This window comes from Pseudomonas sp. UBA5706, from assembly GCF_002419965.1.
GTDB lineage: Bacteria > Pseudomonadota > Gammaproteobacteria > Pseudomonadales > Pseudomonadaceae > Aquipseudomonas.
The window spans coordinates 58,713-84,118 of the sequence record NZ_DIHC01000015.1; the positions used below are offsets into that span (position 1 = coordinate 58,713).

22 protein-coding genes are annotated in these 25,406 nt (G+C 59.9%); 10 read left to right on the forward strand and 12 right to left on the reverse strand.

Annotated elements, in window-relative coordinates:
* Positions 1 to 62 precede the first annotated feature (62 nt).
* Together B3I26_RS07520 and B3I26_RS07525 are read right to left on the reverse strand one after the other, a co-directional pair.
* Complete coding sequence (locus tag B3I26_RS07520; RefSeq protein ID WP_296256617.1) at positions 63 to 659, reverse strand: superoxide dismutase; 597 nt, start codon at positions 657 to 659, stop codon at positions 63 to 65.
* A 333-nt stretch (positions 660 to 992) separates the two neighbouring features.
* Entirely contained in the window at positions 993 to 1,595 is a 603-nt protein-coding gene (locus tag B3I26_RS07525) for a LysE/ArgO family amino acid transporter (protein ID WP_296256619.1), read from the reverse strand.
* Positions 1,596 to 1,702: 107 nt separating this feature from the next.
* On the opposite strand from B3I26_RS07525, the gene B3I26_RS07530 reads away from it, so the two are divergent.
* From B3I26_RS07530 to B3I26_RS07540, 3 genes are all read left to right on the forward strand, one after another.
* The gene (locus B3I26_RS07530; RefSeq protein WP_296256621.1) at positions 1,703 to 2,602 is read left to right on the forward strand and encodes a LysR family transcriptional regulator ArgP; all 900 of its coding nucleotides are present in this window, start codon (positions 1,703 to 1,705) and stop codon (positions 2,600 to 2,602) included.
* 181 nt (positions 2,603 to 2,783) lie between these two features.
* On the forward strand, positions 2,784 to 3,782 hold the full coding sequence (locus B3I26_RS07535; RefSeq protein ID WP_296256623.1) for an NAD-dependent epimerase/dehydratase family protein: 999 nt from the start codon (positions 2,784 to 2,786) through the stop codon (positions 3,780 to 3,782).
* An 81-nt stretch (positions 3,783 to 3,863) separates the two neighbouring features.
* Positions 3,864 to 4,721, forward strand: a complete 858-nt coding sequence (locus B3I26_RS07540; protein ID WP_296256627.1) for an ATPase — start codon at positions 3,864 to 3,866, stop codon at positions 4,719 to 4,721.
* A 147-nt stretch (positions 4,722 to 4,868) separates the two neighbouring features.
* Here the strand turns inward: B3I26_RS07540 and B3I26_RS07545 are convergent, their stop codons facing one another.
* From B3I26_RS07545 to B3I26_RS07555, 3 genes are all read right to left on the reverse strand, one after another.
* The gene (locus tag B3I26_RS07545; RefSeq protein WP_296256629.1) at positions 4,869 to 5,921 is read right to left on the reverse strand and encodes an alkene reductase; all 1,053 of its coding nucleotides are present in this window, start codon (positions 5,919 to 5,921) and stop codon (positions 4,869 to 4,871) included.
* A 79-nt stretch (positions 5,922 to 6,000) separates the two neighbouring features.
* Positions 6,001 to 7,167, reverse strand: a complete 1,167-nt coding sequence (locus B3I26_RS07550) for an MFS transporter (RefSeq protein WP_296256631.1) — start codon at positions 7,165 to 7,167, stop codon at positions 6,001 to 6,003.
* 22 nt (positions 7,168 to 7,189) lie between these two features.
* Positions 7,190 to 7,492, reverse strand: a complete 303-nt coding sequence (locus tag B3I26_RS07555; protein WP_296256632.1) for an ArsR/SmtB family transcription factor — start codon at positions 7,490 to 7,492, stop codon at positions 7,190 to 7,192.
* A gap of 263 nt (positions 7,493 to 7,755) precedes the next feature.
* On the opposite strand from B3I26_RS07555, the gene B3I26_RS07560 reads away from it, so the two are divergent.
* Entirely contained in the window at positions 7,756 to 8,352 is a 597-nt protein-coding gene (locus B3I26_RS07560) for an ACP phosphodiesterase (RefSeq protein ID WP_296256634.1), read from the forward strand.
* Here B3I26_RS07560 and B3I26_RS07565 read toward each other — a convergent pair.
* Together B3I26_RS07565 and olsB are read right to left on the reverse strand one after the other, a co-directional pair.
* Positions 8,313 to 9,101 (reverse strand): lysophospholipid acyltransferase family protein, encoded by a 789-nt coding sequence (locus B3I26_RS07565; RefSeq protein WP_296256820.1) that lies wholly within the window; start codon positions 9,099 to 9,101, stop codon positions 8,313 to 8,315. The genes B3I26_RS07560 and B3I26_RS07565 overlap by 40 nt on opposite strands.
* The gene (gene olsB / locus B3I26_RS07570; protein ID WP_296256637.1) at positions 9,101 to 9,856 is read right to left on the reverse strand and encodes an L-ornithine N(alpha)-acyltransferase; all 756 of its coding nucleotides are present in this window, start codon (positions 9,854 to 9,856) and stop codon (positions 9,101 to 9,103) included. Before olsB ends, B3I26_RS07565 begins: the two co-directional genes overlap by 1 nt.
* Before the next feature lie 211 nt (positions 9,857 to 10,067).
* Between olsB and B3I26_RS07575 the strand changes: the two genes are divergently transcribed.
* Together B3I26_RS07575 and B3I26_RS07580 are read left to right on the forward strand one after the other, a co-directional pair.
* Positions 10,068 to 10,649: a YceI family protein gene (locus tag B3I26_RS07575; RefSeq protein ID WP_296256639.1), complete on the forward strand. Its 582-nt coding sequence runs from the start codon at positions 10,068 to 10,070 to the stop codon at positions 10,647 to 10,649.
* Between the two features lies 1 nt (position 10,650).
* Positions 10,651 to 11,808, forward strand: a complete 1,158-nt coding sequence (locus tag B3I26_RS07580; protein ID WP_296256641.1) for a phospholipase D-like domain-containing protein — start codon at positions 10,651 to 10,653, stop codon at positions 11,806 to 11,808.
* Between the two features lie 147 nt (positions 11,809 to 11,955).
* Here B3I26_RS07580 and B3I26_RS07585 read toward each other — a convergent pair whose 3' ends face one another.
* From B3I26_RS07585 to B3I26_RS07600, 4 genes are all read right to left on the reverse strand, one after another.
* A complete protein-coding gene (locus B3I26_RS07585; RefSeq protein ID WP_296256643.1) occupies positions 11,956 to 13,479 on the reverse strand; it encodes a fumarate hydratase in 1,524 nt (507 codons plus the stop codon).
* Positions 13,480 to 13,726: 247 nt separating this feature from the next.
* A complete protein-coding gene (locus B3I26_RS07590; RefSeq protein WP_296256644.1) occupies positions 13,727 to 16,186 on the reverse strand; it encodes an RHS repeat-associated core domain-containing protein in 2,460 nt (819 codons plus the stop codon).
* Positions 16,187 to 16,275: 89 nt separating this feature from the next.
* Positions 16,276 to 18,891 (reverse strand): hypothetical protein, encoded by a 2,616-nt coding sequence (locus B3I26_RS07595; RefSeq protein WP_296256646.1) that lies wholly within the window; start codon positions 18,889 to 18,891, stop codon positions 16,276 to 16,278.
* Between the two features lie 97 nt (positions 18,892 to 18,988).
* Positions 18,989 to 19,903, reverse strand: coding sequence for a hypothetical protein (locus B3I26_RS07600; RefSeq protein WP_296256648.1), 915 nt, complete (start codon positions 19,901 to 19,903; stop codon positions 18,989 to 18,991).
* 671 nt (positions 19,904 to 20,574) lie between these two features.
* Here B3I26_RS07600 and B3I26_RS07605 point away from each other — a divergent pair.
* The gene (locus tag B3I26_RS07605; protein ID WP_296256822.1) at positions 20,575 to 21,696 is read left to right on the forward strand and encodes a GGDEF domain-containing protein; all 1,122 of its coding nucleotides are present in this window, start codon (positions 20,575 to 20,577) and stop codon (positions 21,694 to 21,696) included.
* On the forward strand, positions 21,689 to 22,618 hold the full coding sequence (locus tag B3I26_RS07610; RefSeq protein WP_296256650.1) for an iron-sulfur-binding ferredoxin reductase: 930 nt from the start codon (positions 21,689 to 21,691) through the stop codon (positions 22,616 to 22,618). The genes B3I26_RS07605 and B3I26_RS07610 overlap by 8 nt, the downstream gene beginning before the upstream one ends.
* A gap of 69 nt (positions 22,619 to 22,687) precedes the next feature.
* Here the strand turns inward: B3I26_RS07610 and pyk are convergent, their stop codons facing one another.
* Positions 22,688 to 24,139 carry a pyruvate kinase gene (pyk, locus tag B3I26_RS07615; protein ID WP_133749690.1) on the reverse strand — a complete coding sequence of 484 codons (1,452 nt, stop codon included), beginning with the start codon at positions 24,137 to 24,139 and terminating at the stop codon, positions 22,688 to 22,690.
* 187 nt (positions 24,140 to 24,326) lie between these two features.
* Between pyk and B3I26_RS07620 the strand changes: the two genes are divergently transcribed.
* On the forward strand, positions 24,327 to 24,701 hold the full coding sequence (locus B3I26_RS07620) for a tetratricopeptide repeat protein (protein WP_296256654.1): 375 nt from the start codon (positions 24,327 to 24,329) through the stop codon (positions 24,699 to 24,701).
* A gap of 338 nt (positions 24,702 to 25,039) precedes the next feature.
* Positions 25,040 to 25,399 (forward strand): PilZ domain-containing protein, encoded by a 360-nt coding sequence (locus tag B3I26_RS07625; RefSeq protein ID WP_296256657.1) that lies wholly within the window; start codon positions 25,040 to 25,042, stop codon positions 25,397 to 25,399.
* The last annotated feature ends 7 nt before the right edge of the window (positions 25,400 to 25,406 follow it).

A 25,406-nucleotide genomic window follows, 5' to 3' on the forward strand; every position in this document is an offset into this window, starting at 1 on the left:
AAGGCGAAAAAAAACCCGGCAAGGCCGGGTTTTTTTACGCAAGCGGCCAGCTAAAGCGCTAATCAGGCGGTGAAAGCCTTGCCTTCGAACTGCTCGGCAACGAACTTCCAGTTAACCAGGTTCCAGAACGCCTCGACGTATTTTGGGCGCAGGTTACGGTAGTCGATGTAGTAGGCGTGTTCCCATACATCGCAAGTCAGCAGCGGGGTGTCGCCGCTCGTCAACGGGTTGCCGGCGCCGATGGTGCTAGCCAGAGCCAGGGAGCCGTCGGCCTTCTTCACCAACCAGCCCCAGCCGGAGCCGAAGGTGCCGATGGATGTCTTGCTGAACTCTTCCTTGAACTTGTCAAACGAACCGAATGCTGTGTTGATCGCATCAGCCAGTGCACCGGTAGGTTGACCGCCAGCGTTGGGCGCCAGGCAGTTCCAATAGAAGGTGTGGTTCCAGACCTGGGCTGCGTTGTTGAAGATACCGCCCGAGGAAGATTTAACGATTTCTTCCAGTGTCTTGCCTTCGAACTCGGTGCCAGGCACCAGGTTGTTCAGGTTCACGACATAGGTGTTGTGGTGCTTGTCGTGGTGATATTCCAGTGTTTCCTTGGAGATGTGCGGTGCCAGAGCATCGTGTGCATACGGCAGCGGCGGCAATTCGAAAGCCATGGTAATTCTCCTAATCAGGTCAGTTGCGGTGAGCGCAAGGCCGATCACGGGCGGCCAGACATAACATACGCCGGCGAGTTTTTACTCTTTGCGACGCAGGGGCTGGATCATAGCACCGGGTCCTGCCCATAACCACGCAACAACTGTGTGGGATAGAGGTTCCAGAGCTGTGCGGGGTAAATGTCGGACGTTGATGAACGGCTGTCTGTGATTCACCGGTCGCCATCGCTGCCGTTTGCTGCCCTTGATGCTCCTGGATCAGTGCGGTGTGCGATGGTGGCGGTTTCGCAAGGTCTGCGCCTGCAACCCGAGCTGTTATAGATGAACGTTCGATCACGCAGAACGCACCAACTGCGCCGCCACACTGAACATCATCACTGCGACCATTACGTCCAGCAGACGCCAGGTAGCAGGGCGGGCCAGCCAGGGGGCGAGCGAAGCGGCACCGATCGCCAGGGTCGAGAACCACATTAACGAGGCACTGGCGGCCCCTGCGACATAAGCCCCCGGCACTGTCTGCTGGGCGCCGAGCGAACCGATCAACAACACGGTATCCAGATAAACGTGAGGATTGAGCAGCGTCACTGCAAGTGCCGTCAGCAACACTGCGCGCCGCGAGCGCCGACCATTGATATCGCCTTCCTGCAGGCTCTGCGGCGACAACGCGCGACGCATGGCCTTGGCGCCATACCACAGCAGAAATACCACGCCGCCCCAGCGCGCCACCGCGAGCAGGGTGGGATTTCGGGCCAGCACGTTGGCCAGACCGAACACTCCGACGGCGACCAGCACCGCGTCGCAAAGGATACACAGCAGCGCCACCGCCAGGTGATGTTCGCGGCGCAGGCTTTGCGCCAGAACGTAGGCGTTCTGCGTGCCGATGGCCATGATCAGGCCGAATGCGACCAACAGGCCGTTGAGGTAGCTCTGCCACATGGTGTCTGCTCCGAAATAACAATGACGCGCGAAAACGGTGTAGCGATTGTCGGGGCGTCAGCGGTATAAGGAAAACCAATAATCCTGATCACTCATTAGGAAAAATGATGTTTGACTACAAGCTGCTTTCCGCGCTCGCCGCAGTGGTCGAGCAAGCAGGCTTCGAGCGCGCAGCGCAGGTGTTGGGCCTGTCGCAGTCGGCGGTCTCACAGCGGATCAAATTGCTGGAGGCGCGTATCGGCCAACCGGTGCTGGTGCGAGCGACGCCACCCAGTCCAACCGACATTGGCCGCCGTCTGCTCAATCACGTGCAGCAGGTGCGCCTGCTGGAGCGCGACCTGCAAAGCCTGGTGCCAGCGCTGGACGAGGGCGGAATGCCGGAACGCCTGCGTATCGCTCTCAATGCCGACAGTCTGGCCACATGGTGGGCGCAGGCGGTAGGCGACTTCTGTGCCGAGCAGCATTTATTGATCGACCTGGTGGTGGAGGATCAGGACGTCGGTCTTAAGCGCATGCGTGCTGGAGAGGTGGCGGCCTGTCTGTGCGGCAGCGAAAGGCCGGTTGCCGGCGCTCGCAGCCTGCTGCTGGGCGCCATGCGCTACCGTGCGCTGGCCAGCCCGGCGTTCATGGCCCGGCATTTCCCGGATGGCTGCACCCCAAAAGCACTGGCGCGGGCACCTGCGCTGGTGTTTGGGCCGGATGATTTCCTGCAGCATCGGTATCTGCAATCGCTGGGGATCGAGGGTGGTTTCCAGCATCATCTGTGCCCGTCGTCAGAGGGTTTCATCCGCATGACCGAAGCCGGGATGGGCTGGGGACTGGTGCCTGAACTGCAGGTTCGCGAACAGTTGGCGAGTGGCAAGCTGGTGGAATTATTGAGCGATCGCTGCATCGATGTGCCGTTGTACTGGCATCATTGGCGCAGCGGCGGGCAGTTGCTGACGCAGTTGACCGATCATCTGGCAAAAAAAGCCGGGCAATGGCTGGTGCCGCTGGACGCGCAGTGAGCGTCAATGCTCGAAACAGTCGGGCCTATGGCCAATCCCTATGGCCAGCGGAAGCGATCCTGCGCGCCGACACGCTGGACTGCTGCAGAGGCTGCGGTGTCTGATTTCGATTTAGTGCATGTTTGACCGAGGTAGTTTTTTCAGGCGGCCAAATGAGAGTAAGTAAAAAACGGAGCGGTAAATGAAGATTCTGGTCACCGGCGCAAGCGGCTTCATCGGCGGACGCTTTGCGCGTTTTGCTCTGGAGCAGGGCTTGAGCGTTCGGGTCAACGGCCGCCGTGCGCAGGGCGTCGAGCACCTGGTGCGACGCGGCGCCGAATTCATCCAGGGCGATCTGAACGACCCGGAACGGGTGTATGCCTTATGCGACGACGTCGAAGCGGTGGTGCACTGTGCCGGCGCAGTTGGCACCTGGGGGCGGCGTCAGGACTTTCACCAGAGCAATGTTCAGGTCACCGAGAACGTTGTGGAGGCTTGTCTCAAGCAACAGGTGCGCCGATTGGTGCATCTGTCATCGCCTTCCATTTATTTCGATGGGCACTCGCATCTGGCGGTTCGCGAGGAGCAGGTGCCCAAGCGCTTTTACAATCACTACGCCGCCACCAAGTATCTGGCTGAACAAAAGGTGTTCGGCGCCGAGGAGTTCGGTCTGGAGGTCATTGCCCTGCGTCCGCGTTTCGTCACCGGGGCAGGCGATACCAGCATCTTTCCCCGATTGTTGCAGATGCAGCGTAAACGGCGCTTGTCGATCATCGGCAACGGTCTTAACAAGGTCGACTTCACCAGCATCCAGAACCTCAACGAAGCGTTGCTCAGCAGTCTGTTGGCAGCAGGCTCGGCGCTGGGCAAGGCCTACAACATCAGCAATGGCGCGCCGGTGCCGATCTGGGATGTGGTCAATTATGTGATGCGCCAGATGCAACTGCCGCCGGTCACGCGTTATCGTTCCTACGGCTTGGGGTACAGCGCTGCGGCGCTCAACGAAGCGGCGTGCATGCTCTGGCCCGGCCGACCTGAACCGGCGCTGTCGAGAATCGGGATGCAGGTCATGAGTCGGGATTTCACCCTTGATATCAGCCGCGCCCGGCATTATCTGGACTACCAGCCCAAGGTGAACGTCTGGACCGCGCTGGACGAATTCTGCAGTTGGTGGAAAGCGCAGCATGGCACTGCGGTGTGAAACCGCCAGCGATTCAGACGGCCTTAACCTGCGGCGGTATACTTGCGCCCCCAAGATTCAACGGATTTCAAAGGTACCCGCATGCGCAAAGATCCGTATGACGACGTCGATAACGTCCCAAGCCTCAGCGCTAAAGATGATGACGACGATTTCATCCCGACTGGCAGTGCCCGCGAGCGCACCACGGTGTATTCACGCTCCACGCCGGTGGTCAAGGTCAAAGCACCCGGAACCGGTGCACTGTGGGCATTGATCGGTGCGCTGATCATCGCATTCTGTGGCCTGGGCTGGTGGAGTTTCCAGCAGATGTCCCTAATGGAGCAGCAACTGGTCGCGACCCAGGAAAGCTTCGCGCGTATCAGCGAGGAGGCAGCCGGAAGGCTGCAGGATATTTCCGGCAAAGTCGTGGCGACGCAATCCGTGGCCAACAGTGGCGGCGAAGCGTTGAAAGCGCAGATCAAGGCCTTGCAGGATCAACTGGAAGATCAGAGCAGACAGCAGCAAGGCGCGGCCGGGGTGCAGGGCGGGCTGGATAAACGGCTTGAGCAGATTGCCGTGCAGGCCACCCAGCAGCAGACGACCAATCAGCAATTACAGGATCAGTTGAAGGCTGTGACTGCAGAGCTGGCAGCGTTGAAGACTGCGCTGCCCGATGGAAAGTCGGCGCAGTTGGAGCAGGAGCGGCTGGATTCGCAGATCAAGGGTTTGAGTGCGGATGTGGCGAATTTGAAGAAAAGCAATAACAGCCAGGCGATTGAGCGGCTTGAACAGGACATGATCGTGCTCAAGAGTGAGCAGGATAATCGTCCGGCGGCGTCTTCGTCAGGGGCCAGTATTCAGGAATTTGATGCGTTTCGTGGGCAGATGACCCGGAGTTTGAATACGTTGCAGAGTCAGATTCAAACGCTGTCGCAGCAAATCAATTCCCGGGCGCAGTAGTCTTTCGAGGTGCGGCAATTGGCCAGTTAATGGTTGTTGATCGTTCCGCTGCTCTGCGTCCGATAGCTGCATGAGGCGCCGCTTCGAATGATGTATTCCCACGCGGCGCGTGGGAACGATCACTTCACAACGGCACATTCAATCCGTTCATTGCAATGCCGGATAATCTACATACCCGACCGGCCCGTTGCCGTAAAACGTCTCAGGATGTGCCTCGTTCAGCGGCGCATTGTTCGCCAACCGCGCAGGCAGGTCGGGGTTCGCAATGAACGCCACACCAAATGCAACGGCGTCAGCCTTGCCGCTGGCCAGCCACTCATTGGCGCTGTCCCTGGTGAACTTCTCGTTAGCGATGAACACCCCGCCAAATGCCTCTTTCAGTCGCGGCGCCAGGCTGTCGTCCAATTCACGCTCACGGGCGCAGATGAAGGCGATGCCACGCTTGCCCAGTTCCCTAGCCACGTAGGTAAACGTCTCTGCCAGGTTATCGTCACCCATGTCGTGAGCATCGGCGCGGGGTGCCAAATGCACGCCAACCCGGCCTGCGCCCCAGACCTCAACGACCGCGTCAGTGACCTCCAGCAACAGGCGCGCGCGGTTCTGCAGCGAGCCACCATACGCGTCAGTACGCTGGTTGGTGCTGCTCTGCAGGAACTGATCGAGCAGGTAACCGTTGGCGCCATGAATCTCCACACCGTCAAAACCGGCGGCCTTGGCGTTTTCGGCGCCTACCCGGAACGCATCGATGACGTCATCGATCTCAGCCAGCTCCAGCGCGCGCGGCGTTGGGTAGTCGGACAACGGACGCAGCAGGCTGACATGACCTTTGGGCGCAACGGCGCTCGGTGCGACCGGCGCTTCACCGTTGAGGTAGCTCGAATGCGAGATTCGGCCCACGTGCCACAGTTGCAGCACAATCTTGCCGCCCGCGGCATGGACGGCCTTGGTCACATTGCTCCAGCCACGAACCTGATCGTTGGACCAAATACCGGGGGTGTCCGGGTAACCGACGCCCATCGGGGTGACCGAAGTGGCCTCTGTGATGATCAGGCCGGCTGAGGCGCGTTGCACGTAATACTCGGCCATCATCGCGTTGGGCACGCGGCCTTCATCAGCGCGGCAGCGGGTCAGCGGGGCCATGATGATGCGGTTGGTCAAGTCGAGTTCGCCGACCTTGATCGGGTCGAAAAGGGTGGTCATCGGGATATCCTCAATGCAATCGGTAGTCAGTGAATTCGCAGAGTGTGGACACAAGGTTTGAAGCGCTGATTCTGAACGATCAGTTCGCTAGGGCAGCCAGCTCGGCATTGCCGCGCTGATGGAAGTTAATCAGGGTCACCAGCAGCGCCAGCAATGCCAGGCCACCGGCAGCCAGCGGCACGCTGGTCAGGCCGAAACCATGGGCGATGACACTGCCGCCTACCCAGGCGCCGAGGGCGTTTCCGACGTTGAACGCGCCGATGTTCAACGTCGAAACCAGGTTCGGCGCTTGCTTGCCAAAGGTCACAACGTTGATCTGCAAGGCAGGCACGGCGGCAAAGGCAGCTGTAGCCCAGAGGAACAGCGTTACTTCGGCGGGGATCAACGCGACGCTGGTCCACCTCAGGACGGTAGAGATCACGGCCATGGCGATGAACACGCCGATCAGCGTGGCGGCCAGGCGCCGGTCAGCCAGTTTGCCGCCAATGATGTTACCGAGGGTCAGCCCCAGGCCGATCAGCAGCAGGGTCCAGGTCACGCCCAGTGGCGATACGCGGGTGACCTCGCCCAGCAACGGGGCGAGGTAGGTGAAGAGGGCGAACATCGAGGCGGCGAACAGCGCGGTCATGCTTAGCGACAACCAGATGCCGATGCCTTTGAGGGCGCTCAGTTCTGCGCGCATGTCGAGTTTTTCCTCATCGCGTTTGGCTGGCAAAAAGCGAATCAGACCGATGAACGTGATGATTCCGATCACCGTGACAGCATAAAAGGTCGAGCGCCAGCCCGCCTGTTGGCCCAGCGCGGTGCCCAATGGCACGCCCAGTACGTTGGCCAAGGTCAGGCCGGTGAACATCAGCGCCACCGCCGAAGCGCGACGGTTGGCCGGAACCAGACCGGCTGCCACCACCGAGCCAATGCCAAAAAATGCACCGTGGCACAGGGCGGTGACGACGCGGGCGAACATCAGGACGTTGTAGTCGGCTGCGACTGCGCAGAGCAGGTTGCCGACGATGAAAATCCCCATCAGCGTGACCAGTGCGCCCTTGCGCGGCAGTCTGGCAGTGGCCATGGCCATGAAGGGCGCGCCGATGGCGACACCCAAGGCATAGCCTGTGACCAGCCAGCCGGCGCCGGGAATGCTGACGCCCAGGTCACTGGCCACATCGGGCAGCAGCCCCATGATGACGAACTCGGTGGTGCCGATGGCGAAGGCGCTCAGGGCCAGGATAAGTAGCGATAGGGGCACGAGGCGTCTCCTGTGAATAGGGTCAGAGCTGTTGGGTCAGCGCGTGCAGAAACGCCTGAATGACGTCTTCGTTGCGTTTGAAAAAATGCCATTGCCCGTGCTTTTTGCTGGTGATCAACCCAGCGCGTTGCAGCGTCGCCAGATGGGCAGACACCGTCGATTGCGAGAGGCCCGCACGTTGGTCGATCTGACCGGCGCAGACGCCGCCATCGAAGGCGTGCTGTTGATCGGGGAAGCAGGTGACGGGGTCTTTGAGCCAGGCAAGAATCTGGCGGCGAAGCGGGTGGGCCAAGGCTTTTATTATGTCGTCGAGGTCGATAGGCATGTCGTTCTCAATCAGCGCGTAGCGGTATATCGCGATGGAGCGAACTTTATATCCATAAATCGCGATATACAAATATCAAGAAGTGCTTACGACACGGTAAATCGGTATATCGGGTTGTTAGGTATAGGCGTGCCTCCCCTCTAAGCTTCCGGCTTGCCAACGAATGCGTTGCCCAGGTCGCCACCGCTGGCAAGTAGCGTTGCTACAGGCGGATATCGTGGTCTGATACATTGCGATCACTACCAGACTGGTAAGAAACCCGTATGAATTACCTCGCACACCTCCATCTGGGCGGTCAGACGCCTGCACAACTGCTCGGCAGCCTGTACGGTGATTTCGTCAAAGGGCTGTTACCAGGGCGATTTCCTGCAGACATTGAAGACGCTATCCGACTGCATCGGCGCATTGACGTGTTCACCGATGCTCATCCCCTGATCAAGCAGGCGGTCGGACGTTTCCCCGCCGAGCGTCGGCGTTACGCGGGAATCGTGCTCGACGTGTTTTTCGATCACTGCCTGGCGCGGGACTGGCTGCTCTATTCGCAGGTGCCGCTGGACGCCTTTACCGACAAGGTCTATCGAGTGCTGGCCGCCGAGCCGCAGTTGCCTGAGCGCCTGGCGATGATCGCGCCGCGCATGGCTGCGCAGGATTGGTTAGGTTCGTATGCGGATTTCGAGGTGGTGGGCACGGCGCTGGCCGGGATCTCCCGACGGCTGTCGCGCCCTGAAGGGCTGGCCGGCGCCATGCAGGAACTGCAGGGCCTTTATCGGCCGCTGAGCGAAGACTTCCGCGAGTTCTATCCACAACTTCAGGCGTTCGCTCAGGCTGCTCTGGCAGCTGGACGGTCCCCGGCACACTGAGCGTCGTCGCCAAACAGCGCCACCTGCACGGCGTTCCGGGCTTCGCACACCAGCGCCGTGCGCTGCTTGCCTCGAGACGTGATGGGTGGCAGCAAGCGGATGTGTACGTCGCTCGCCTCATTGGCGAACAATCGGTACAGGTGCCAGAGCAGGTCATCTTCACCCACGAACGGCGCGATATGATCCGGCTTGCCATCGCGCAGGTACTTGATGGCCACCGGCTGCAGCGCTGTCCTGGTCTCTATGGCGCTGGAGAGCAGGCGGCCATGAAAGGTACGCAGGCTGCGGCCATCGGTTGTGGTGCCTTCCGGGAAGATCAGCAGTGAATGGTTGCCCAGCAAGTGCTGAACCATCTGCTTCTGAACCTGCGTGCTGTCACCCGACCCGCGATAAATGAACAGGGTGCCAGCCTTCAACGCCAACCAACCCGCCAATGGCCAGTTGCGTACTTGCGCCTTAGACAGGAAAGACAGCGGTGCGAGCATCCCCAGCAGTGGGATATCGGTCCATGACACATGGTTGCTGACCCATAGCATCGGCTGGTCCGGCAGCTCGCCACTGAGGGTAATCCGAAACGGCAGGGCCTTGGTCAGTCGTACCATGAACCAGCGGCTCCAGCGTTGACGACGGGCCATGGAATGGCCGACACGCAGGCGCTCCATCAGGGCGAAAGTACCGGCGATGACCAAGCCCAGAGCGATGACCGCTATTAGGCGGACCACGCGCACCTGAGTGCGCAGCGTACGCATCATACCGCTGCCTTGAAGTGGCGGGCATAGCGCGGGCACAGCTCGTCGCGCTTAAGCAGGATGAACACGTCGGCCACCTGGAAATCCTCGTCCCAGCACGGCTCGCCGCAGATCTTCGCGCCCAGGCGCATGTAGGCTTTGAGCAGTGGTGGCATTTCGCAGATCACGTTGTTCGGCAGATCCAGGCTGGGCAGCGGCTTTTTGGGTTCAGCGCGCACGTATTCGGTGCTCAGGTAGCGTTCTCGCAGACGCTGCATGATCGCATGCGCCTGGATACCACCGTCCTGCATCGGAATACTGGCGCAGCCCATCAGGTAGCTGTAACCACCCTCGTTGAGCACCTCGGCCAGCTCGCTCCACAGCACGGCGATGGTGCCGCCGTTGCGATAGGCCGGGTCGACGCAGGTGCGCCCAAGCTCCAGAACCGGGCCTTGGAGGTGGCCCAGGCCATGCAGGCTGAATTCTTCTTCGCTGTAGAAACGACCCAGGGTGTTGGCCGCCTTGTGATCCAGCAAGCGGGTGGTGGCGACCAGGCGTCCGCTGCGTTGGTCGCGCACGCCGATATGCATGCAGTGGACGTCGTAGTCGTCAGTGTCCAGACCTTGTTCGGCGCCGTTGAGCCTTGCGTTGAGTTCGCCGCTGAAAACGCTGAAGCGCAGGGCCTGAGCCTGCTGCAGGGCGTGAGGCCCGATCAGGCGTTCGGCCAGTAGACGGCGATCAGAGCGGGTGTCTCGAATACTGGCGATCTGAGTCATAAGCGTCTCCGTAAGCCAGCCTTGATCCAGGCCGGTCGACTGATAATCCGATACGTTGCGGTACGACTGCAGGCTAGGGAGGGCCGATGGCATCACCGTTAAGCTTTGGTGATGGTTACGTGACAGGGTGCAAAGCCTCGTGGCGAACGGACCCGGTTGTCTGCGGTCTGACAGCCGGACAAGGTTGCCCATTCGCGCCTCTGGAGTTCCCATGCCCCTTTTCATCCGCCTGTTGCTGGCCTCGCTTGCCGTGCTGTCGCTGCCCGTGCAGGCGAATTGGTATCTGGATAACGAGTCCTCGCGACTGTCGTTCATCTCCACCAAAAACTCCGACACCTCGGAGGTCCATCGCTTTCTCAATCTGCATGGCAACGTTGATCCCAAAGGGTTGGCCGAGCTGCAGGTCGAGCTGGATTCGGTGAGCACCGGCATCCCGCTGCGTGACGAGCGCTTGCGCAGGCAGTTGTTCGATGTCAAGCAATTCCCCGAGGCGCGGATCACGGCGCAACTGGACATGCGCCCGATCAACGCGCTGGCTCCCGGGGCACAGCTTGAACTGCGTCTGCCGCTGAAAGTGCAGATGCACGGCCAGACACAGAGCTACAACGCCCAGCTGCTGGCCACGCGGCTGGATGACCGACGCTTCCAGGTGGTGACCTTGGAGCCGCTGGTGCTGCACGCCGAGGATTTCGGTCTGCTGGCGGGGTTGGAGGGTTTACGCAAAGCGGCTGATCTTTCGGCGATCGGCTTTTCGGTGCCCGTCGGCGCCGTATTGATCTTCACGGCGCGCTGAGATGAGAGGTGCGATCTTTGCGTGGCGTGAAAACAACCATTTCAACCTGCTGATCGACGGCCCGGCATTCTTCCCGCGCATGATCGCCGCCATCGAGGCCGCGCAGCAGCAGGTGGAGCTTGAGCTGTATCTGGTGGAGGCCGGTGTCTGCGCTGAAGCCGTCGTGCAAGCGCTGGTCGATGCGGCCAGGCGCGGGATTATCGTGCGCTGCCTGTTCGATGACTTCGGCTCGCAGGCATTTTCCGACAGCCTGCGCACGCGCCTGACTGACGCGGGGGTGATTCTGCGGTTCTATAACCGCATGCACTGGCGTCGCGGCATCCGCAATTTCTACCGCGATCATCGCAAGCTGCTGTTGGTGGACAAGGCGTTGGCCGTGGTCGGTGGAACGGGCGTAACCGACGAATTCTGGCGACCGGATTTGGACAGCAGCGAATGGCATGAAGTCATGGTGGAAATACGCGGCCCGTTGGTGCTCGACTGGCAGGCATTGTTCGACCGCCAGTTTCACGCCAATCCCAGGGGACGGGCGTGGCGTCCTGCGCAAAATTTCGGTCTGCCACGTCTGCCCAGGGCGCCGGTGAGTGGTCAGGGCCTGGGTCGGGTGGCATACGCCGACGCCCGCCAGCATCGCGACATCCTGCAGTCGCTGGTGCGCTCTCTGAACACCAGCAGCACACGCATCTGGCTGGCGACGCCTTATTTTCTGCCAACCTGGAGAGTCCGTCGTGCCTTGCGACGGGCAGCTTCGCGCGGGGTCGAGGTGCGCCTGTTGCTGACCGGACCACGCACCGATCACCCGTCAGTGCGCTATGCGGGCCATCGCTATTACCCGCGTCTGCTCAAGGCCGGGGTGAAAATTTTCGAATACCAGCCGTGCTTCCTGCATCTGAAAATGGTGCTGGTGGACGATTGGGTCAGCATCGGTTCGTGCAACTTCGATCACTGGAACCTGCGTTTCAATCTGGAAGCGAATCTTGAAGCGATGGACCCGGCGTTGACCCTGGCCGTGAGCGAAAGCTTCAAGCGGGATTTTCTGCTTAGCAGTGAAGTCAGCCTGCAGGACTGGCAGTCACGTCCACTGTGGCGGCGAATCAAGCAACGTCTGTGGGGGTGGGTGGATCGGCTGGTGGTCAATGTGCTGGATCGTCGGGGTTGATCCTGGCGCTGCTGCTGGCAACGCCGAGCACTCCGCCCGCTGCGTTTTCCAGTCCTGATGGCTGCGCGCTGGTCAGCCGCCAGCGAGCAAAGACAATAAAAAACCCGGCACGCAGGCCGGGCTTTTTCGTTACGGGTACGTCAGCGCTTACTGCACTTCCACCGCCAGGCTTTCACTGATCTTCTTCTGCCAGATGGCAGGACCTGTGATGTGGACCGACTCGCCTTTACTGTCGACGGCGACAGTGACCGGCATGTCTTTGACTTCGAACTCGTAGATCGCTTCCATGCCCAATTCAGGGAATGCCAGGACCTGCGATTTCTTGATCGCTTGCGCCACGAGGTAAGCGGCGCCGCCGACGGCCATCAGGTAAACAGCTTTGCTGTCCTTGATCGCCTCGATGGCGGTCGGGCCGCGCTCGGATTTGCCGATCATGCCCAGCAGGCCGGTCTGCTCGAGGATCTGGCGGGTGAACTTGTCCATGCGCGTGGCGGTGGTCGGACCGGCGGGGCCTACCACTTCGTCACCGACCGGATCGACCGGGCCGACGTAATAAATGAAGCGACCCTTGAGATCCACCGGCAGGGTTTCGCCCCTGTTCAGCATCTCGACCATGCGCTTGTGCGCGGCGTCGCGGCCGGTCAGCATCTTGCCGTTGAGCAGGACGGTTTCGCCCGGCTTCCAGCTTTGCACGTCTTCCGGGGTCAGGGTGTCGAGGTTGACACGGCGAGCCGACGGACCTGCTTCCCAGACGATCTCCGGGTAGGCGTCCAGCGGCGGCGCTTCCAGCGAAGCCGGGCCTGTGCCGTCGAGCACGAAATGCGCGTGACGGGTCGCGGCGCAGTTGGGGATCATGCACACCGGCAGCGAGGCGGCGTGGGTCGGGTAATCCATGATCTTCACATCGAGCACAGTGGTCAGGCCGCCCAGGCCCTGAGCACCGATGCCCAACTGGTTGACCTTCTCGAACAGCTCCAGACGCATTTCTTCCAGACGGTTCGACGGGCCACGCGCCTTGAGCTCGTGGATGTCGATGGACTCCATCAGGACTTCCTTGGCCATCACCGCAGCCTTCTCGGCGGTACCACCGATACCGATGCCGAGCATCCCCGGCGGGCACCATCCAGCGCCCATGGTCGGAACGGTTTTCAGCACCCAGTCGACGATCGAGTCGGAAGGGTTGAGCATCGCCATCTTCGATTTGTTTTCCGAGCCGCCGCCTTTGGCCGCGACGTCCACTTCCACGGTGTTGCCCGGGACGATGGAGTAGTGAATGACCGCCGGGGTATTGTCCTTGGTGTTTTTGCGGGCGCCGGCCGGGTCGGCGAGGATCGAGGCGCGCAGGACGTTTTCTGGCAGATTGTAGGCGCGTCGTACACCTTCGTTGATCATGTCGTCCAGGCCCATAGTGGCGCCATCCCAGCGCACGTCCATGCCCACGCGAACGAAAACCGTAACGATGCCGGTGTCCTGGCAGATCGGACGATGGCCGGTGGCGCACATGCGCGAGTTGATGAGGATCTGAGCCATGGAGTCGCGCGCGGCAGGCGATTGTTCGCGCAGGTAGGCCTCGTGCATCGCCTGAATGAAATCGACGGGGTGGTAATAGGAGATGAACTGCAGGGCGTCGGCGACGCTCTGTATCAGGTCATCCTGCTTGATCACGGTCATGGACGTTCTCCTCTATCAGGCGGGAACATTTATAAGGCGACTGCGCGAAACGCATCGGTCTTGCGCGCAAACGGCCATTGGCTCGGCTAGCGCCCGGGCGCAGCGGCAGGAAAAAGGCGCGGCAGTATACCGCGTGGTCGCCGGCGCGACACCCTGCCGCAGGGTAAACATTGGTCTTAAGAGGCAGGGTGCGCCAGTGGTAACTTACCAGCAAGCCAGGCATTGCATTTGCTGCGCTGCAATGTTCCTAAGTCAGCGTGGTTATTGTGCCGTCCGGATGGAAGATTTTTGACGAGGCCTCGCGGTAGGTGGTTTTCCATGCCTTGACCGGGTTGCCCGTCGCTCGCAGACGCTCGAGATAGGGAATGACTTGCAGCGGGGTGTTGGATTTTCCTCCGGCGATTTGCAGATTGGCAAAGCCGCTGACAAAGGTTTTCTTGGTGAAACCCTGAACGGGACGCCCCAATTCCCTGGCGATTTCCAGCGCCGCGCCATTCTTGCCTCCCCAGCAGGACAGCAGCACGAAGGTCTCATCGGCTGGATAATTCAGAGCTTGCAGCCGGGGCGCGATAAAATCCCGGGCAATGTCGGCCGCGCGGGAGACCTTGCCGTCCGGCCCCATCAACAGCGCACGTACCGGATCTCCATGAGTAAGCAGGGCAGCCTGGTTTGTGCCGCGATAGGTTTCGATAAAACCCACATCCACCGCTCTCGACGTACCCTGAAACACCACTTCACTGCGGCCCAGGCGATGTGGCTTGGGGGATGTCCAGCCGCGTTTGTGGTCCAGCGCTCTCTGCTGCGAACCTGCTCGCCTCATCGCGCCCAATTTAAGGCTGACCCCTGCCCCGGCGAAACCCGTCACCAGAGACATCGCGCCCAGGATGCCGGTGGCCGCACTCTCATGTCCGCTCACCTCCAGGGCCAGGCTCGCAACGCCAGTGGCCAGAGACACGATGTCCAGGGTTGCTGCAGCCAGCGTCGCAATTTGTGCGCTCGACAGGGCTGCGGTGGAGCTGAACAATGCGCCTGCGGCGGGCAAGGCAGCCTGCAGCCCGGGAATGAGGGCGATCGCCGACAGCGCAATGCCAATGCCGGCAATGGCATAGTTCACCCAACTGTGCCCATCGGGATCGACCCGGTTGATCGGATCGCCAGCGCAGTACGCGTAAGGGTTCAGGCCACCGCGTCCAAAGGGGCTATCGCTGTCAGGTGCCAGAAAGCACATCAATACCGGGTCATAGGGGCGATGGCCGCCGGGGACGTACCAGCCGGTCAGTGGCTCTCGCCGCTCACCCGTGAAGCCGAAGGGTACGTGCTCGGTCGTCGCAACAGTCGCCCCATGTGCGGTGTAGGCGGGCGTTCGAATGACGCTGTTTGCTTGCAGTCGCACGCTGCCCTGGGCGTCGGTGCCGACGAGGGAAGTCTGGCGCAGACCTTTGGTTACCTGATTCAGGGCAAACAATGCGTCACCGTCTGCAACCCTTTGCAGGCTGTCACTGCCGGTTTGTTCATGAGTCAGCTGGTCGGCACTGTAGAAGCTGCGGCTCAGCGCGCCGTCGATTGTTCTGTCGGTCAGATGACCGCAGGGATCGTAACTGTAGCTGCAGGTGCGGGACTGGTAGGCAACCTCGGTCAGTCTCCCCTGCGTGTCCCAACGCATGGTTCGACCCAGACTGTCGCTGATGACCCGACCACAGGCGTCATACGTCAGGTCAATCGACGACGGCCAGGATGGGTGCGTGTGGGTGATGTTCACGACTTTGGCGGGATCATTTTCAGCGTAGCTGAAAACAGCCTCATCCCGGCTGCCATCGCTGAAGGTGCTGACTACCCGCTTGTAACCATTGAGCGCATTGAACGTGAAGAGCTGCTCGACGATTCTGTTGCCGTAAGGGTCTTGAGGTGCTGACGCTTCGTTCGCGGTGTAACGCACCAAACGCTGGCGAGCATCGTACCCGAAGGTCTCTTCTCCTCGCTGCTCGCCGTCAGTCCAGGTACGTGCAGTGATCTGATCCAGCGCGGAATAATCCAGCGTCTGTGTGAGGGTGAACACGTTAGGGGCGGCGATGCCTTGTTCGTCATCTTCAAGTGGCTGCGTGAGGGTAAACGTGCGGGTGTGCTCACGGCCGAGCGAATCGTAGGTGATCGAGGTCGTCAACGTGCGCCCACTCTCGCCATCGGCGACATCGATGCGGATCGGGCGGGACAGCGGGTCGTAACCGAATCGGGTCTCGACATTGTCGACGCGCGAACTCTTCACACGCCCAGCGGCGTCGAACTCGCGTTCATGGGTTGCACCTTGTGCATCCTTGAAGCCTTGCAGCCAGCCACCAAATGAATAGTGCCATTCGGTGGTATGGGTCGAGTCATCGATGACCCATTCATCCCGCGCTGCCTGGCCTGATTGTGTGTAGGAGAACCGTTGGGTGCCCTGGTCCCCGGTGGCGGTAGAGAGCTGGCCGAGGCCGGGCTGATAGGTCATTCGGGTAGCTTTTTCACCCTCGCCCTGAATGCTCGACAACCGGTGATTCAGGTGCTGTTCATAGCTGAACCTGACCTGCTTGCCATCAGCGAGGGTGTTGGCGGAGGGGGGAAGCTGTCCGTCGATGTAATGAAACCGGGTTGTTCGTCCCCCGGCCTCGACCGAGAGTTGCCGGCCTAAACCGTCGAACGTCTGCCGACCGATGATTAATGGCGTGTTCATGATTCCGATCCTTGGATGTAGGAGGCCAGCGTGTCGCGGCGAATTTCACCGCGTTTGGCTTGGTGCTGGGTCTTTGGATGAGCCGGGGGTCACAGCGCCCGGATTTCGGGAGGCGGCGTCACGGCGATGGATTCTGGATGATGGTCATCGCTGTGTGGCGCATAGGTCCAATTGACCACGGTGTGGTCGGGCAGCTGCTGTTCGATGATCCGTCCGTAGGCATCAAGGCGGTTGACGGTTACCCGGTCGGGGTGGCCGGGCACCTTGATCCGCGTGGCAATGATCCGGTCCAGGCCATCGCGGGTCCACTCGGTGGTGCGGCTGAGGGCGCCTGCCGTTGTGTATAACCGTTCCTGAACCGCGCTGCCGGCGACGTTGTGCCGCGTGATGCGTTTTGGCCCTGCTGCGTCACCGTTGGCCTGCCACTGCTCCACGGTCAAGGAAATCGGCCTGTGCAAGCTATACGTTCGCACGCCATCGGGCGTCGTGACGCAGCGGGCCTGGCCCCACTCGTCGTACTCGGTGGTGGTTGTCAGGGCAAGTTCAGCGGTCTTTGCAGCGCTTTGCGCATCATGCAGCCAGTCGATCGTGGTTTCGCTGATCGTCCTGCCTTGCGCATCGAACACCGTACGGGCTACCTCGCGGAACTGGCCAGGGGCGTGATCGATGTCTTCCAGTTCGACGCGTACGGTCCGGCCCTCTGCGTCGAGCCAGTACCGACGACGCTGCCCGGTAGCATGGGTGTTCTCGATCATGACCGGGGTTTGCCCATCCGCTCTCAACGCCCGCGCCTTGGCGTCACCCAGGTGATACGAGACGGTCTGTCGGGCTTGGTAAGGGCTGTCGTCGCCCGTCACGATCAAGGTGACGCGGCCAAGGGGATCGTATTCATATCGCGACACAACGCCGGCGTAATTGCGACTTCGGGTCGCCTGACCGGTGATCAGGTGGCGCCCGGTGCTTTGCGTCTGGCTGACCTTGCTGGTCGCCTCGAAACCCGTAACCGTGACATGGGTGATCAACTCACCGGCCGTGTACTCATAGCGATACTGGGTCGTGGTGGGCTTGTCGTTAAGGTCGGTGACAGTGCTTTGCGGGCGGGCATAGCTGGCCCTGGCTTCACTGTAAGTCTGCGTGGTGGTTTCCAGCTTGCGCGACCGGGTGTCATCGTGCACGCACTCCTGCTGCACCAGGACGATGGCAGGTTCGCCTTTGATCAACGAATCAAGTGAAGTGTAGGTGTAAGAGGTGGAAATCTCGGACGCGCCGCCATAGGTCCCATCCTCGAGACTGGCCGGCTTCACGGTCCTGGTTTTCAGGTACCTGACCAGGCCCAAGGCGTTGGCTGGGCAGCCTTGGGCGCCTTCAGCCGGATAGTAATGGCTGTGTTCCTCGACACCGGCAGGGGAGCGGGTGAACACGATATTGCCGGATCGATCGTAGCGGTGCACGGTGGATTCGCTGCGCTGCAGCCCTTGCACGCTGTGATCGGTCCAGGTCACTTTCTGTTCGTGAGGTAACTGGCACCAGGCCGGCTGGTCTTCCCAATCGGTATCCGGTTCGATCCCATAGGTGGTTTCGGTGCGCACTTCGCAGTGGCCGCGCTTAATGGATTCGCTGGTGAGCAAGTGGAAACGGTTCCAGGTCCGCGTGATGGTCGCCAGCGTTGTGCCGAGATGGTCGGTTTGTGTTTCAACGACTTCGTATTCGTAGTCCTGCTCGACCTGATAGAGGTTGTCACGCCCCCGTTGCCAGTCGAACGCCTGATCGCTGCCATAGCCCAGGAAGTTGTGGGCGCCGGACCATTCGTAGGTCCTCGTGAGTTCCGTGCTATCGCCGCTAGCATGTTTCCATTCAATGACGCGGGGCATCACCTCGAAGGGGGCACCCGGAGGGAGCTGGTGGCCATATTCGCCTGTGCCCCAAGTCACCGTATCCGAGGCGCCGAGCACACTGACCAACGCCGTAGGGAGCAGAAGGTGACTGGCTTCGTCCAGTTCATGATGATCGTATCCGATGCTCAACGGCTCCTCGATGCCGGGCAAAAATACGTCGCTGAGCATGGCATTGGTCAGTTGCAGACGCAGTAAGTGGGTCTTGAGTGCTGGTACGACGAAGCGCACTTCGCCTTCGTCGCCTTCCACATTCATTAACAGTCGGGACTCATCACGGATGTTCTCGAGGATAAAATCCCCGTTGGCGAAGGCGGACCATTCCACGAAGAGACGACGACCTTCAGGGCTGCGGATCTCGGTCACCAGGTAGCGGGCACTGTCTTGCTGACGTGTCAGAAGTTCGGTTTGTCCGGCCTTGTGGTCAATCCGCACGACGTCGTCGCTCACGCAAGTGATGATCATCGATTCGAGCTTCGCATCGAGCAGCACGATGTTGCTGCCGACCTCGAACGAGGATCGATCGACGTCCACCGCGAACGACTCCCCGGAAGATAACCGCAACGACGGCGCATCCTGATGCAGATCGAGTTCGCTCAGATCCAGGGACCAGCCCAAACCGAAACCGCGATTACGCGTGGAGGCCAATACGCTGAAGGACAACGTCGGCGACAGGGAAGGGCCAGCGAGGTTATTGGCAGGGATAATCGGAAGCTGAAGCGCGATAGTGAACTGACCCGTGCGCGAATCCACACCTGTCTTGATAAAGTCCATGAAGTTTGTGGCTTGCGAATGAAGGGTTTCTACGGACATGATCGTTTCGCTCTAATAACTTGGTAAAAGTTCAAGATGTGCGTGCTCGCGGCTGTCAGCCAATCCGAAAGCACGCACGGCTCAACGCGTCAGACGATTATTGCTTCATCACAAAGTCGATCAGGTTTCCGTTATCTTCCTGAGTCATTTCGATCATGTGCTCATTGCCGTATTGATCGATCAACCCCCATTGGCTTAGGCTTCTTGAGTCGCCGGACACTGTGACAGGGCCGTGTGTTGCTATGCGAATGAAGACCATGCTTGCGGGGCGCCGTCTCACTGAAAGGATGCTTCTCGGAAGCCTGAACTTTGTCTGGGGGCCCACTGCGTAGGCTATGTGCATGTTGCTGCGCGGTTCGCCGTCAGCGAAATATCCGTAATCCTCTATGACATTCGAATAATAAAGGTACCCCGATCCAGTGCCATAACTAACCGACTGAACCATTTTCAAGTTACGGCCCTTGAAAGACAGTTGATAGACGTCGTAGTCCCAATCCGTCGCGTTGACTACCTGGTGGTGGTTATCTTCCCTCGAAAACTCAATGTCATCGCGTGTCAGGCGCAGAGGGGTCAGCGATTCGACTTCCACGGAAGAGTTGAAGACACTGGTATGACTGACATATAGCGTGTCCCTGTCCTTGTTGATCGCGGCGTAGATTCTATCCAGTGAACCACCGGGGCGGGTCGATGAAACGTAGAATCTGCGGCGTATCGAATACGGTTGAAGCAATGGGGCGGGGGGCGCACCGGTGTCGGCGTAATAGTGGAATCGCGTGTCGCGTTCGGTCGACACGTTGAGCTCGCCGCTCAATTCCTGATAAGCCCCGTTGTCGTCCAAAATGACCAACCGAATGTTGTCCAGTTGCTCTTTAGTGAAAATCGCTCGTGACCTGAACGTAACGCTGACGGAAATCTCCACCTGTTGGCGACCATTGGCATATAGTTTTCTCGAGTTGGAGGTCAGGTTGACATTGAATGCTGTCAGCCATCGTGTATCGTTTGCTATGTTCATTTCTTACCATCCTTGGTCATTTAATTGCGCTACGGTACTCACCCGGCGGGTAATATTGATACCGAGCCATCCAAACGCTCTGAACAGGCTAACCCCGAGCAGATGCGTCACTGGGCAACACGTACGCTCTAGTGTTATTCGAATAACAAAAGCGCACGTTGGCGTAATCCTTTACGGTTAATCATGATGACAAACGTCGATTGGTCATCTAAAGCGCCCTAGGCGGCTCTACATCGGTCCATTCAATATCAGCGTTGGATGAATGTTGAGCGAGCTGCTCGCGAAACCCGCGCTCCAGCGGCCAATCCTGTTTTATCGTTGCGCAGGCTCATGCCTTTCCCGCTGCATAACTGCTAAATGTGGTTAAAGCGTAACCACTGTCTACCCACGATCTGCGGTATATATGTATACCGTCGGCACGAAGTTTTTCACGACATGTCTTCTATCGCGGAGCGGCCTATGGCATGGATTGTCGTGCGACTCAGTGATTCCTGCGTCTGCGTAAAACTCGCGCCGGTTCGTGATGTCGGATGCGTTGGCGAACGGTCCCGTTTCCTCTACATTGGGCACCTTGCCAGATGATTGAAGTGTTTCTCGCCGCGTGGCGACAGGCACGACCGGCCAGCGATGCGACAAAGATCCACCCCGCCGGACAGGACGACCTTGCCCCGATGATGAACCAACCTCATATAGACGGATCTATCCAGCGCCTGCGGTTCAAGCGGTTTGCGCTGGCAGCGGGAACGTACATACTGCTGATCGCCCTTGTATGGGTGGCATATTGCGCCGGCTACTATTACGCGAATTTCTTTGGCCTGTGGCTGACCACCGTACTGGTGCTCCTCTCGCAGGGCGTGCTGAGCCTGGTGTTCTTCGGCGAATACAACAAACGATTCAAGGACCCCAGCCTCACCGAGTTCCAGGTCCTGATGGGGCTGGGTTGGCAAACCTTTGTGCTGGCTCACCTGGATGCCGCCAAGGGCACGTTCATGGTGCTCTACGTACTGGTCTTACTGTTCGGCCTGTTTCATCTTCCGCCCAGAGTGTTCACCCGGTGCGCCATTCTCGCGTTGCTGGGCTTCACCGGGCTGAACGTGTGGGACGTGTTCCATAACCGGCTTGTCGATCCAGGCCTTGCTGCCCTGCAAACCTGTGCCCTTTTTATCGTGCTGGGCTGGCTGTGCCTGTACGCGCGCTTCGTGCAAAGCTCCCGCCAGCGCATGCATCAGCACCGCATTACTTTGCAGGCGCACCAGGAAACCCTGCGCGGGATGATGTTCCAACTCGAAGAACTGGCGTCCACCGATGAGCTGACCAATCTCTACAACCGGCGTCATTTTCTGCGGCGAGCGACGCGCGAGCTGGAAACCATGGACGGTTCCTGCACCGGAGGACTGGCGCTGATCGACATGGACCACTTCAAACGGGTCAACGATCTGTTAGGCCATGCCGCCGGTGACCGAGTGCTGCAGGCGTTTGCCGTGGCGGCGACCGAGTGCCTGCGCGCGGACGATATTCTTGCCCGCTACGGCGGTGAGGAGTTCGTCCTGTTAATCCCCCGTTGCACCCGCGGCCAACTGGTTGACTGCTGCGAGCGCGTGCGGCGTGCCTTTGAGCAGGTTGTGATCCCCGAGCTTCCGGGCCTGGAGCTGAGTCTTTCGGTGGGAATGACCCTGATCGAGCGCGGTGATGACATGGATCGTGCGCTGCAACGTGCTGACCAGGCGCTGTATCGCGCCAAGCATCACGGTCGCAATTGCTGTCACGGCGCTTGGGATTACGCTGATGCCTGAGATCCACGCGGGCGACCGGCACTGGTCGGTCACCGCTGGCTGCAACCTGCTCGATGCCTTGAATAGTGCAGGTGTGTCGGTCCCCTACAGTTGTCGCGCGGGCAGTTGCCACACCTGCCTGGTGCGCTGCCTGCGAGGCGAGCCTCTGGACGCGCTGCCCGAGGCACTGGATGTCGCCCGGCGGGCGCAGGGCTGGCGCCTGGCGTGTCAGTGCCAGGTGGTGGACGATCTGAACGTGGAAGTCTTCGATCCAATGTCCGACGGCCTGCCCGCCCGGATCAGTGATTGCACCTGGCTCAGCCCCTCGGTGCTGCGTCTTCGCCTGGCCCCCGATCGCGCGCTGCGTTATCGCGCCGGGCAGCATGTGGTGCTATGGACGCCGAGCGGTGTGGCGCGCCCGTATTCACTGGCGAGTCTGCCGGGCGAAGACGGGGCGCTGGAGTTTCATATCGACTGTCATAAGCCGGGCGCCTTCGCAGACCTGGCCCGTACGTTCCGTTCCGGTGACCCAATCCGCCTGGGAGAGCTGCGCGGCGGGGCACTGCATTACGATCATGACTGGCAGGATCGACCGCTCTGGCTGCTCGCAGGCGGCACCGGCCTTGGACCTTTGTGGGCCTTGTTACGAGAGGCGTTGCGGCAGGGGCACATGGGGCCGATCCGCGTCCTGCACGTGGCCCGTGAGCCCTACCTGGCTGAAGCACTGCAGACGCTGGCTGCCGAGCATTCACAGCTGGAGGTCGAGTGGGTGAATCCTGAAGACTTTCAAGTCGCGCTGTCCGGTCTGCGTGTTACTTCTCGCCAGACAGTCGCGCTGGTGTGCGGTTCACCGGCCGCCGTTGAGGGTATCTCCAGACGCCTGTTCCTCGCTGGGCTGCCCCGTGGCCAGCTATTTGCAGATGTGTTCCTGGAAAAAACCTGACACCGAGACACGCAATACAAAAAAGCCCCGCACTCTTACGAGCCGGGGCTTTTTCATCGCTGCTGCGTCTTAAACGATCGGGTCGCCGACGTGCAGGATCTTCATGCCGTTGGTGCCACCGATGGTGTGGTAGCTGTCGCCCTTGGTCAGGATGACCCAGTCGCCTTGCTCGACCAGGCCACGCTTGACCAATTCGTCCACAGCCGACTGGCTGACCTGACCCGCTGGCAGCGACGCCGGGTCGAACGGAATGGTGTACACGCCACGAAACATGGCGGCACGCGCCTGGGTACCACGGTGCGGGGAGAATGCGTAGATCGGCACCGAGGAACGGATACGCGACATGATCAGCGGGGTGTAGCCGCTTTCGGTCAGTGCGATGATCGCTTTCACGCCGGGGAAGTGGTTGGCGGTGTACATCGCCGCCAGCGCAATGCTCTCGTCGCAACGAGTAAACGAGTGACCGATGCGATGGCTGGACGTCTTGCCGGTCGGATGACGTTCGGCGCCGACGCAGATGCGCGCCATGGCTTCGACGGCTTCGACAGGGTAGGAACCGGCAGCACTTTCAGCGGACAACATCACGGCGTCGGTGTAGTCCAACACAGCGTTGGCCACGTCGGACACTTCTGCGCGAGTCGGCATCGGGCTGGAAATCATCGATTCCATCATCTGCGTGGCCACGATCACCGCTTTGTTGTGGCGACGGGCGTGCAGGATGATCTTCTTCTGGATGCCTACCAGCTCCGCATCGCCGATTTCCACACCCAAGTCACCACGGGCAACCATGACTGCGTCACTGGCGCGAATCAGGGCGTCCAGGGTTTCATCGTTGGCGACGGCTTCGGCACGTTCGATCTTCGCCACCAGCCAGGCGGTGCTGCCTGCTTCGTCGCGCAGTTGGCGTGCGTATTCCATATCGGCAGCGTCGCGCGGGAAGGAAACGGCCAGGTAGTCCAGGTCCATTTCGGCGGCAAGCTTGATGTCTTGCTTGTCTTTTTCGGTCAACGCCGGCGCAGTCAGGCCGCCACCGCGACGGTTGATGCCTTTGTGGTCCGACAGCGGCCCGCCGATGGTGACGGTACAGTGCAGCGCATCGGCCGTCTGCGTGTCCACACGCATGACCACACGTCCGTCGTCGAGCAGCAGTTCGTCGCCTACGCCGCAATCCTTGACCAGATCGGGATAGTCGATACCGACGATTTCCTGGGTGCCTTCAGTCAGAGGATGGCTGGTGGAGAAGGTGAATTTGTCTCCGACCTTCAGCTCGATCTTCTTGTTGACGAATTTGGCAATACGAATTTTCGGGCCCTGCAGGTCACCCAGCAATGCCACAAAGCGGCCGTTACGGGCAGCGATGTCGCGGATCAGCTTCGCGCGAGCCTTGTGCTCGTCGGGCGTGCCGTGGGAGAAATTAAGGCGGGCAACGTCCAGGCCGGCAAGAATCAATTTCTCGATGACTTCTGGCGAATTACTTGCAGGGCCTAGTGTGGCTACGATTTTGGTGCGGCGAACGGACATGCACAAACTCCTTAAATGAAGCGCAGCGAGAGGCTACTACTGTATTACGCTGTAGTCATTGTTCCTTTGCACTACGTGTTGCCTGCCATGTGGGCAATTGGCCCAGTCCGGGCAGGGGACGGGTTGCAAATCAGCCTTGAAGAAATCCCGCCGCACGCCGATACAATGCAGAGCGAAGGAGACCCTCATGCGAATCGTGATGATATTAGTGGCGCTAGCGGCATTAAGTGGTTGCACCCGGTGGGCCATGAACAGCCACCTGAACAACGCCAACCGCGCATACGCCCAGGGCGATTGCGATGCGGTGATGTACAACCTATCGAAAGTGGATCGCGAAAGCCGCGCGCGCCGCTATGTACAACCTGAAGTGTCAATGTTGCGCGGACAATGTCTGGAACGCCAGAAGCTGTACCTTGATGCCGCGCAGACGTACGAGTTCATCATTAGCCAATACCCCTACAGCGAATACGCATTCAGGGCGCAGGCGCGCCTGGACACGCTCCGTCAATTGGGTCATGGCAACGCCGCGCCGCCTGCCGCACCAAGGCCTGCTCCCTTATAGTCATCCGGCTACCCCCGATTGGATGGACGGTCTTTTTTCGAGTGGTCTTCGCACAAGCTTGAGCTAATCTGCAATCGGTAGGGACCTAAAGATTTCATCACAGGAGTGACGAAGGGCACGCAGGTTCTCGATCGAGATCATCATCATGAGTTGATGGTTATCGCTAAATCGAATAATCGGATACGTGACTTCGGTTATGGCTGGTGAGTCAGATGACGTCCCATTTGTAATGAACGGGTGGGTTTGATCGCGTTCGTCGTCTGTGCCGTTCCATACGCGACCGAATCCCTTTGCATTAGCAAGGCCATGCTCAATGGTCACTCGAGGACCTTTGTCCAATGCTCAACGAAAGACGAATCGAGCGCCATCAGCTCCCCTATTATTTGCAGGTATTCAACCGGTATACCGACAAACCCTTAGGGTGTTTGGGGAACGTTTCCGAACAGGGCCTGATGCTGATCAGCGATCTGCCGATACTGGTCGGCGCTGACTTTCAGCTGCGGTTAAAGGTCCCGGATGAGAAGGGTGAACTCTACAACATCGACATCAATGCCAGTTGCCTGTGGTGTCAGGAAGATGAAACGCCAGCCGTTTACGACTCCGGCTTCAAGCTGCAAGCGGCGCCTCCTGAGTATTTCCACCTGATCCAGGCGCTACAGCGTTATTTCAGCTTTTACTCGTTGGAAGCCTCGGCCTGACGCTGGC

Excerpts from the sequence above, each read along its gene's own strand:
- B3I26_RS07520 (WP_296256617.1), bottom strand. The coding sequence starts at position 659 with ATGGCTTTCGAATTGCCGCCGCTGCCGTATGCACACGATGCTCTGGCA.
- B3I26_RS07525 (WP_296256619.1), bottom strand. The coding sequence starts at position 1,595 with ATGTGGCAGAGCTACCTCAACGGCCTGTTGGTCGCATTCGGCCTGATC.
- B3I26_RS07530 (WP_296256621.1), top strand. The coding sequence starts at position 1,703 with ATGTTTGACTACAAGCTGCTTTCCGCGCTCGCCGCAGTGGTCGAGCAA.
- B3I26_RS07535 (WP_296256623.1), top strand. The coding sequence starts at position 2,784 with ATGAAGATTCTGGTCACCGGCGCAAGCGGCTTCATCGGCGGACGCTTT.
- B3I26_RS07540 (WP_296256627.1), top strand. The coding sequence starts at position 3,864 with ATGCGCAAAGATCCGTATGACGACGTCGATAACGTCCCAAGCCTCAGC.
- B3I26_RS07545 (WP_296256629.1), bottom strand. The coding sequence starts at position 5,921 with ATGACCACCCTTTTCGACCCGATCAAGGTCGGCGAACTCGACTTGACC.
- B3I26_RS07555 (WP_296256632.1), bottom strand. The coding sequence starts at position 7,492 with ATGCCTATCGACCTCGACGACATAATAAAAGCCTTGGCCCACCCGCTT.
- B3I26_RS07560 (WP_296256634.1), top strand. The coding sequence starts at position 7,756 with ATGAATTACCTCGCACACCTCCATCTGGGCGGTCAGACGCCTGCACAA.
- B3I26_RS07565 (WP_296256820.1), bottom strand. The coding sequence starts at position 9,101 with ATGCGTACGCTGCGCACTCAGGTGCGCGTGGTCCGCCTAATAGCGGTC.
- olsB (WP_296256637.1), bottom strand. The coding sequence starts at position 9,856 with ATGACTCAGATCGCCAGTATTCGAGACACCCGCTCTGATCGCCGTCTA.
- B3I26_RS07575 (WP_296256639.1), top strand. The coding sequence starts at position 10,068 with ATGCCCCTTTTCATCCGCCTGTTGCTGGCCTCGCTTGCCGTGCTGTCG.
- B3I26_RS07580 (WP_296256641.1), top strand. The coding sequence starts at position 10,651 with ATGAGAGGTGCGATCTTTGCGTGGCGTGAAAACAACCATTTCAACCTG.
- B3I26_RS07585 (WP_296256643.1), bottom strand. The coding sequence starts at position 13,479 with ATGACCGTGATCAAGCAGGATGACCTGATACAGAGCGTCGCCGACGCC.
- B3I26_RS07590 (WP_296256644.1), bottom strand. The coding sequence starts at position 16,186 with ATGAACACGCCATTAATCATCGGTCGGCAGACGTTCGACGGTTTAGGC.
- B3I26_RS07595 (WP_296256646.1), bottom strand. The coding sequence starts at position 18,891 with ATGTCCGTAGAAACCCTTCATTCGCAAGCCACAAACTTCATGGACTTT.
- B3I26_RS07600 (WP_296256648.1), bottom strand. The coding sequence starts at position 19,903 with ATGAACATAGCAAACGATACACGATGGCTGACAGCATTCAATGTCAAC.
- B3I26_RS07605 (WP_296256822.1), top strand. The coding sequence starts at position 20,575 with ATGATGAACCAACCTCATATAGACGGATCTATCCAGCGCCTGCGGTTC.
- B3I26_RS07610 (WP_296256650.1), top strand. The coding sequence starts at position 21,689 with ATGCCTGAGATCCACGCGGGCGACCGGCACTGGTCGGTCACCGCTGGC.
- pyk (WP_133749690.1), bottom strand. The coding sequence starts at position 24,139 with ATGTCCGTTCGCCGCACCAAAATCGTAGCCACACTAGGCCCTGCAAGT.
- B3I26_RS07620 (WP_296256654.1), top strand. The coding sequence starts at position 24,327 with ATGCGAATCGTGATGATATTAGTGGCGCTAGCGGCATTAAGTGGTTGC.
- B3I26_RS07625 (WP_296256657.1), top strand. The coding sequence starts at position 25,040 with ATGCTCAACGAAAGACGAATCGAGCGCCATCAGCTCCCCTATTATTTG.